Here is an 8,942-nt window from a genome sequence, read left to right on the forward strand (position 1 = left end):
ATAAAAAACTGCTTAAAAATACCAATACTATTTTTAAGCAGCTTTTCTAAATAACTATCTTCATCTAAATATTATATTCACTCTTAAATTTCTCTATAAATTCTAAATATTTATCCCGCTCATTTATTATAGATTCTAACTTACTTGCAAAAGTGTTTTGGGCCCAATTAACTTCATTATAATAATACCTGTTTGCAAGCCTCCAATACCTTTGTGGAAATTGGAGAAATACATATAAAACTTTATATTCCTCAGGTTTCAATGGTGATACTGAATTATATGAATCTATTATTGCTGCAGCAAATTCCAAATTCCATTCAACTCTCTTTAAAACCTTTATCATAAAATTGCTTATATCAAAGGTTCTTAATTCCCTTTTACAATAATCAAAATCAATAACATGTACATCCATATTATCACTTAAAATTATATTATGATAAGTAAAATCATGATGACAAAAGCTTTTTTCAGTTTCTGCAACCATACATAATTCATAATAATCTGATTCTTTTAAATTTGATAACGAATTTCTTCCAATCTCTTTATAAAATTCCATTGATTTTAAGTAAAGCATATCAAAATCACTTTTTATATTTTTCTTCCTCACCATATCTCTCATTTTATCTAAAGATTTAATCCTTTTTTCTATTAAATGCGGCCATCTTCCTAGATCACTTTTAAGTTTAGAATTTTCAGGCGGATCATATCCTTTAGATGCTTCATGAAGATTAGCCAAAGTCTTTGCGGCTACCCTTACTTCATCGATATTATGAAAATCACATTCACGTCCTTCTAGCCATTCTGATAAAGTATACAAATCTTCATTTACTAATGCATATGGTTCTCCACTTATGTTTAAATAATATCTATCAAGATTGTTAAATCCATTTTTTCTTAGGTGTTCTTTAGCACCATATACAAACAGTAATTTTTGAGGTCCATAATTTATTTTCTTTAAGCATCTTTCGCCTTTATCAGTTTTAAGATAGTAAACTCCTTTATTGGCTTTTATTTTTTCTATCTTAATGTTAAATTGCCTTTCTATTTCAAATTCCCTCATCATAGTTCTCACCCCCTGTATATTTATATGAGGATATTAGTACTTTTATTAACATTTTTTATATTCTTTTAATATAATACATTAAGACAAATACTATGAAAGGGTTTAATAATGAAAATAGGAATAGACGGCAGGGCTGCAACGTGGTATCAAGGTACTGGTATAGGCACTTATACTAATCAACTAATTCAAAGTCTTAATGATGTTGACCCTCATAATGACTATCTAATTTTTATGCCACAATGTAACTCTATAAAAAATTTAAAGCCTAATTTTAAAACAGAATTAACTGATTCTGCAGCATATAATAGCTTTTGGGATAACGTTAATGTTCCTAATATCTTAAATAATGCTGATATAGAACTTTATCATGTTCCACAAAATGGAGTTGGTCTTTCTGAAAATATAAAATGTAAAAAAGTAATTACCTTGCATGATATAATCCCACTTAGAATGCCCGAAACTGTTAGTGAAAGATATCTAAAAATTTTCAATAATGAATTACCTAAAATTTTAAAATCTTGTGATGGTATAATTACTGTGTCTAACTTTTCTAAAAACGATATTGCTAAAGAATTTAAGTTTCCTCTTGAAAATATTTATGTAACACCTCTTGCAGCTGAAGATATTTATAAACCTATGAGTAAATGTAAATCTAAAGATTTAATTATAAAAAAATATGGTATCCAAGAAGATTTTATACTATATGTTGGGGGCTTTAGTCCAAGAAAAAATATATTAGGCTTAATTGAGGCATATTCAAATCTTCCTGCTAAATTGAAAGAAACCTTTAAATTAGTCATTACAGGTAGAAAAGGTGCTTCTTATGATAAGTACAAGAATAGAGCTGAAGAATTACATGTATCAAACAATGTAATTTTTACAGGTTTCATTCCTGCTGAAGATATGCCATTATTTTATAATGCTACTGAAGTCTTGGTATACCCTTCCTTTTACGAAGGCTTTGGCTTACCTCCTATCGAAGCCATGGCTTGTGGAACACCAGTAATTGCATCAAATGTTACGTCATTGCCTGAAGTATGCTATGAATCAGCCCTTTTTATAGATCCAAATGACATAGATTCTTTGTCTTATGATATTGAAAGAGTATTGAGCAATAGTTTGCTAAGATTAACCATGGTCAAAAAAAGCTTAACGCGCAATAAAGTTTTTTCTTGGAATAAAACTGCCCTTGATACAATCTCTGCATATAAAGCTATCCTAAATTCATAGATCTTATGCATTTATTTAATAAATCAATAAAACAGGTAGCCTTATTAAGCTGTATCCTACCTCATTAATTGGATACATGCTTTTGACTACCTGTATTTTTATTTTTTCTAAATCTAATTATGAAAATACACTCATAATTATTATTATAAAAATTAGCTAACTATTTACTTCAAAATAAAGATTTAATAAATGTGAAAAAACATACATTATAACAAACATTTATGTTTTAGTTCAATAACGCCTTAATAACATGCATATAGTGAACTAATATGACATAGCTATATATTATGAACAATATATATACCCTAAATTATTATAAAAATCAATTTTCAAAAACTGCGATGTATTACTTACATTTAATAATCTTTAAGGAGAAAAATATGAGAAATAAAACTCAACACCAAGAAGACTTTAAATTTATTCCTTTTTTAATTTCTTTAATTATACCGCTTACACTTGGACTAATAGTATATTTATTAATTCCAAATATGAAAGCGTTGTATGAGACCTTAGAAAAACCATTTTGGGCATTGCCCTCTATAGCATTTCCAATTGCATGGACTATCCTTTATATTTTAATGGGCATAGCTTCATACAAAGTTTATATAAAGAAATATGAAAATATAGATGTAAGTTCAGCCTTGTTTGTTTATGCAATACAACTGCTGCTAAATATACTATGGTCATTTATATTTTTTAGCTTCAGACTCTATGGTCTAGCTTTTATTGAACTTTTAATTTTACTTATTTTTGTCATATTAACATTAATAAGGTTTTATCAAAAGTCTGGAATAAAAGCTGCTATTTTATTACTCCCTTATTTACTTTGGATAATCTACGCAGGAGTTTTAAATTTTTTTATCTGGATGCTAAATGAAATGTAGCCTTTTACCATTTCATTACTTCTTTTATTTTATTTATTAAAGTTACTGACATTTTTTCATGGGTTCTTAAACTTGGATGCCAGTCTGTACCTATTCCATCCTCCTCTAATTGGACATCAAAAAAATGTGTATGAATTTTTCTATCACCTGTTGAATTTTTAAATTTATTGACAGCTGTTTTTACTGCTGGACATAACTCTTGCCCCATTGCACCAAGTGTACAAATTATTTCTGCCTCTGGATTAAAATTTCTTATTTTCCTTATAAAATCATAATATCCATATGCAAATGCGTCTATTTTCTCTTTTACATTCTTTGTATAACTTGAATCATTTGTCCCTAAATTAACAACGATTAAGTCTGGTACAAATAAATCATTATCCCATAGTTCAAAATCCTTATTACCTAAATCATTATCTATAGCAGCATCTGTATATTTATAAAGCATTGGCATAAGCCATTCTGTATTAGGCTCCTCAACCTCTGTCCATGAAGAAATAACACCTATACCACTCCAAGAAACGCAGTTAAAATCGGCGTTAAAATAACGTGCAGTTCTAGCTGCGTATGCTTCCCAAGGATTTTCCTGAGCTGTATTGAATATATCCTTTTCATAAACACCTTCTATTCCATATCCACAAGTTATTGAATCTCCAATAAATTCAATACGCCTTTCTTTGGATTTGGTGGGAGTTATTTCTCCTTCCCCCTCTATTATTACTTCTTTAATTCCAACTTTTGAAAAAGCTGCTTCAGACATTTTCATTAATCGTATTGTAACTTTTCTTGAGATATCACTTTCATAAATACAATAAGTACTTTCATTGCTATCTAAAAGAATTCGTTTCCTTGGTGCATCCTCATCATCTATAAAAACAGCTATCCATGCCTTAAGTGTATCCTCCCATTTTGAGCTATCAGTGCACAAAACAACACTAGCACTTGTCCCAATAAATTCAAATTCTATTCCTGAACAAGAATAATTGATATATCTAACATCCTCTACTTGTTTAGTTCTTCCTAATATTCTAACCTTATCTTCATTCACTTTAAAACTTTTTTTCATTATTTTCCCTACCTTATTGCCAAATATAAAATTCTATGTGTAATAATTCTTTATAAACATTCTAAAAAATCTCAAAATATTTTCTTCCCTAGCTATTAACTTTCTCAGAGTGTCATAAACAAAATAAAATTTTAGCTGATATCTGAAGAAATGTTATATCATAAAACACATAAAAATTATATCATAATTGCATTATTTTTTAACTTGGAAGATTATCTAAAGTTTTAAATTCATATCCTTGTCTTTTCCATTCTTTGATTAAACTATCTAAAATAGTTGCGTTAGTTTTTGATACAGCATGAAGCAAACAAATCATACCATTACGTGTATTTTTTAATAGTTTTGATTTTGCTTCCCCTGGATCAGGCTGATTATCAACATTATAATCTTGATATGCAAGACTGAAAAATACAGATTTGTATCCTAATTTTTGAGTATAGTAAAGTGACAATTCACTAAAAGTACCTTCAGGTGGTCTGAAATATTTGGACATTCTGCAGCCTGGAATATTGTTTACAGCCTCCTCTACACCTATTAATTCAGCATTAAATGCATTTTCATCAGTAAACTTCGGCATAGATTTATGATTTACAGAATGATTAGCTATTATATGTCCCTCATTACTCATTCTTTTTAGTAGTTCACTATCAGGAACGCCATTATAACTTCCAGTTACATAAGGCTTAGTAACAAAAAAAGCAGCTTGTACATTATTTGCCTTTAAGGTATTTAAAATACTTTCTGTGTAGCCATTTTCATATCCTTCATCAAAAGTAAGATAAATAATCTTTTGTGAAGTGTCACCAAATCCATAGCCTTTATATTTTTTCAAAAGCTCCGCACTATCTCTTGAGGAATAAAGCCAGGACCACTCTATAGCTTTCGTACTTAGAGAGGATATATCTGATACCATAGTAGGCGTAGATGGTTTTTCTGGTACATTTAATTTTGTTTTAATCTCGGACTTTTGTTTATTATTTGATTCTACTGAAGCTGAAGAATCTGTTTCTGTCTTTTTACCAGTTTGTGATTCTGCCTTAACTTTTTCATCTGAGGACTTTTGCTGTTCCGTAATCTTTCCACTGCTGGAATCATTAGATTCTATATTATTTCGTGAATTTACAGCCTGTACACTATCTTGATTTTCTTTTCCTCCACCACAGCCAGATAAAAATAATGCTAAAATCACATATAAAGCTAAATTTCTTTTAAATAATCTTGTCCTTCTAAACATCTTTTCTCACCCACCTCACATTTTTACATTTTCTTCAATAGTTCTACAGTTTATTAACCTCATTATTACAAATTATATGCCAATATTCAACAGTTGTTATTAAATAAACTGAATAATCTTATAATTTCTTAAGCATAAAAACTTCAACAAGTATTAATACCTGTTGAAGTTTTTATATTTGATGAATTTTAATATATTTTTTATAATATTTTTCCACATAATATCACTTCTATTCCATTGTCTGATTTAACTTAATAAATATTCCAACTAAAATTAGGATCAAACTGTTCTCCTGAATTTTTTATTATTTCTTTAATTATTCAATAAATAGAGATTTATACTGTTGGGACATTTTTTATAAAACTCTAATTTTGATGTTATAGTAAATATTTATATATTATTCAAAATAAAAATTAAATAAATAAATTATATAATATGCATAAAAAAAAGATAGATTAAAACTTAATGCCTAATCTATCTTTTAAAAATAATTATTGAGCTTGCAAGAATTTTTCATAGTTCTCTATCATATCCTCTCTGTCAGTCATTTTTAACCAATTGTTATACTTAAGAATATTTTGTTCTAGAGTTTCTAATTTTATCTCGCTGTCATTTTTCTTTTTCATTTCCACATACATATTTATTTTAATTATATTTCCCATTTGTTTCACCTCCTCTCTTATTATACATAATAATACAAATATTTTTGAATTTTTCGGTACTAAAATTGCTTATTTTAAGAAAAAAATTTAAAGCCATGGTTTTATTATGACTTTAAATTAAAATTTTTAAGTTTGTATAAGCTTTAAAAAGTATTTTCTTCTCAAATTAAAATTTGCACCTATAAAAAGAGTGGCTATGCCACAATACGGAACTTAATTAAAAAGCTCAAAGACTTTTCCTCCTAACTGTTAACTGTTAATTGATTTAAGCCCATCTTTTTAAATTTTTAAGTTCCTTATTTAAATGTTCCCTAGCTTGCTCTTCTGTAAACCCCTCTTTCATCATGAAAGGTATACATGTTTCAATCATTTCTTCAAAGGTTTCATTTGGCTTATTGAATTCACCATTTGGATAGCAATATATACAATACTCTGTATTAACTGCCCCATCCTTATTCTTGCCATATAATTCTTTACTCTCCATAGGCATTCCACAACTTTGACAAATATCCATTATCCCCACTCCTCTATTAATTTTTATTCCATATCATATGCTTTTATTGCTATTGGTAATGATTGAATTACTACATTTCCCACAGCTGGCAAACCAACCAAAATAGCACTTATTATTTCTTCTCTTGTTGCTCCAAGTTCTTTCGCATGCTTTACATGAAATGGCAAACCACTTTCAAGCCTTGAAGAAGCTAACACTGCAATATAAGCTAATTCTTCTGTTTTTGAATCAAGCTTACTTACGGAATCTAATTTTTGCACAGTTTCCATCCATATATTCTGATATGCTGGAGCTTCCTTCATAAAAATTTGAAAGGCATTACTAATTGCTGACATATCACTCATTTTTCATTCCTCCTTAAAATCAATATAACAATCTATTTAACAATCATTGATTCTTTACACTTATTATTCTAAGGTTTATACTATGACAGCTGTATGTCATATATTATTTTTTTCTATACATAAATTAAGTCTTTTCAAAAATTCTTCTCTTAACCAAATAGGCTCAATAATTTTAACATATGGAACTAATCCAAAAAGAAATGAATAAAGCCATTCATCAACAGGGAAATCCAAATTTACAACTATCTTATCTCCTACAATCTCACAATTTCGATAATCAATATAATCCGTTAGTTTTCCCTTAAGTTCTTTATCTATTTCTAGAATTATATTAGTACCTTCTCTCTCATAATGTAAATTATATTCCCATGGTGAAGGTTTGGGCGTTTCTATTGCTAAAAATTCTTCTTCTAATAAATCACAAGAAGTTATTCTACTTAACTTAAACATTCTAAATTCTTCACGAAGCTCACAATATGCATACACGTACCAAACTGTTCCCAGCATTACCAAAGTATAAGGACATATTACTCTATCTGTCTCTTTGAAGTTTGCATCTATATACTTAATATGGATTTTATTATAACTATCCCTTGCTTTTGTTATTATTTCAATATTGTTTTTGAAATTTAATTCATTAATTAGAGGATTTAATTTCACTACAAGCTTATTATCTTCTGATTCACTTGAAGAAGGTATCATTGAAAATTTATTTGATGCAGATTTAATATCTAAATAAGGTAATACTTGTTCCAAACTTTCTAAAAGAGACTTAATCACCTTTGCTTCTTTGGTGTTTAAAAAATTCATATCTAATTTATAATTATCAAGAAGCTGATATCCACCATTCTTTCCAATTTCCGCATATATAGGAATACCAGCCATACTTAAAGTATCAATATCTCTTTGAATAGTTCTAACTGATACTTGAAAGTATTCTGCTAATTCCTTGGCTGTTATTTTTTCTTTATTAATAATCAGCATTAAAATGCTAAATAACCTATCAATTTTCATTTTAAGTCCTCCAAATGCTTTTTAATGAATAAAATCATTTTATAACATATATCTTAAATTGGATAGAACTACAACTATAATCCTTATAAATCATTCCTATGAATATATTACCTTTATACTTTCTTTCTTATAAAACAACACACTACTTAATATGATGTTGCTTAATGGTATCACTGCTATTCCTAGAATAATACTAGCTGCTGGTAAAGCTAGCGCCGTAAAGATTAAGAATATTATTGGTACATAAATCAAAACAAAAGACATACCACTAAATATTATTAAAATCATCTTTCCATATTCTAAATTTTGCTTCCTTTTAAATGCAAATTGAATACCAAGCCCAGCTAATGTAAAAATAGTTGGCCACAAAAACATATAACTTGCTGATTTAAATTTTAAACTTGAGCCTAGTGTAAGAAGAATCATCATAAACATATTTCCATAAATCATATTCTCATAGGATATTTTATTATGAACAACTTTGAATAAAATAAATATAATACAACTAATCAACACAGCCAAAATAATCATAAATATTCTTTGCTCAATTACCATTGTAGCACTAATGCTATGTGGTAATTTCCCATAACGTATATTGGCATATAAAGAATATATTTTTACTCCTATACTTCCTACAATTATTGATATTATTATAAGTGACAATGTTAATAAGAAACCTATAAATGTATTTCTAAAAGATAATATATCATTCTTAAATCCATATATAAAAGTAAATACAAATAATATTAATGCAAAACTAAAAAATGGAATTACAAGACTTGATGAATATTCAACAAAAACTGATTTAGCAATAGTAAAATATACCGAGCCTCCACTTTCCATATTATTCAAATCTAAATTTCCAAAGTGCTTGACGAGCCTGTAAATATTTTTGTGTATTCTGATTTTCTTCTTAGAAATAATGAATAAC

At 28.0% G+C, this 8,942-nt stretch carries 10 protein-coding genes; 2 read left to right on the forward strand and 8 right to left on the reverse strand.

Going from position 1 to position 8,942, the window contains the following annotated elements:
* Positions 1 to 64: 64 nt before the first annotated feature.
* Positions 65 to 1,063, reverse strand: coding sequence for a CotS family spore coat protein (locus tag GXK56_RS16860; RefSeq protein ID WP_160689507.1), 999 nt, complete (start codon positions 1,061 to 1,063; stop codon positions 65 to 67).
* Positions 1,064 to 1,171: 108 nt separating this feature from the next.
* On the opposite strand from GXK56_RS16860, the gene GXK56_RS16865 reads away from it, so the two are divergent.
* Together GXK56_RS16865 and GXK56_RS16870 are read left to right on the forward strand one after the other, a co-directional pair.
* On the forward strand, positions 1,172 to 2,293 hold the full coding sequence (locus tag GXK56_RS16865) for a glycosyltransferase family 1 protein (RefSeq protein ID WP_160689508.1): 1,122 nt from the start codon (positions 1,172 to 1,174) through the stop codon (positions 2,291 to 2,293).
* A 380-nt stretch (positions 2,294 to 2,673) separates the two neighbouring features.
* Positions 2,674 to 3,177 (forward strand): TspO/MBR family protein, encoded by a 504-nt coding sequence (locus tag GXK56_RS16870; RefSeq protein WP_160689510.1) that lies wholly within the window; start codon positions 2,674 to 2,676, stop codon positions 3,175 to 3,177.
* 4 nt (positions 3,178 to 3,181) lie between these two features.
* On the opposite strand, the gene GXK56_RS16875 is transcribed toward GXK56_RS16870, so the two are convergent.
* The 7 genes from GXK56_RS16875 to GXK56_RS16900 form a co-directional block, all read right to left on the reverse strand.
* Entirely contained in the window at positions 3,182 to 4,243 is a 1,062-nt protein-coding gene (locus GXK56_RS16875) for an SGNH/GDSL hydrolase family protein (RefSeq protein ID WP_160689512.1), read from the reverse strand.
* Between the two features lie 199 nt (positions 4,244 to 4,442).
* Positions 4,443 to 5,477 (reverse strand): polysaccharide deacetylase family protein, encoded by a 1,035-nt coding sequence (locus tag GXK56_RS16880; protein ID WP_160689514.1) that lies wholly within the window; start codon positions 5,475 to 5,477, stop codon positions 4,443 to 4,445.
* 491 nt (positions 5,478 to 5,968) lie between these two features.
* Positions 5,969 to 6,139, reverse strand: coding sequence for a hypothetical protein (locus GXK56_RS27825; protein ID WP_202127901.1), 171 nt, complete (start codon positions 6,137 to 6,139; stop codon positions 5,969 to 5,971).
* Between the two features lie 265 nt (positions 6,140 to 6,404).
* Entirely contained in the window at positions 6,405 to 6,653 is a 249-nt protein-coding gene (locus GXK56_RS16885) for a zinc ribbon domain-containing protein (RefSeq protein ID WP_160689516.1), read from the reverse strand.
* 23 nt (positions 6,654 to 6,676) lie between these two features.
* A complete protein-coding gene (locus tag GXK56_RS16890) occupies positions 6,677 to 6,997 on the reverse strand; it encodes a carboxymuconolactone decarboxylase family protein (RefSeq protein WP_160689518.1) in 321 nt (106 codons plus the stop codon).
* Positions 6,998 to 7,093: 96 nt separating this feature from the next.
* Positions 7,094 to 8,011: a YafY family protein gene (locus GXK56_RS16895; RefSeq protein WP_160689520.1), complete on the reverse strand. Its 918-nt coding sequence runs from the start codon at positions 8,009 to 8,011 to the stop codon at positions 7,094 to 7,096.
* Positions 8,012 to 8,107: 96 nt separating this feature from the next.
* The coding region (locus GXK56_RS16900) for a hypothetical protein (protein WP_207710276.1) at positions 8,108 to 8,942 on the reverse strand (835 nt) is incomplete at its 5' end.

Source organism: Clostridium sp. C2-6-12, assembly GCF_009928485.1.
GTDB lineage: Bacteria > Bacillota > Clostridia > Clostridiales > Clostridiaceae > Clostridium.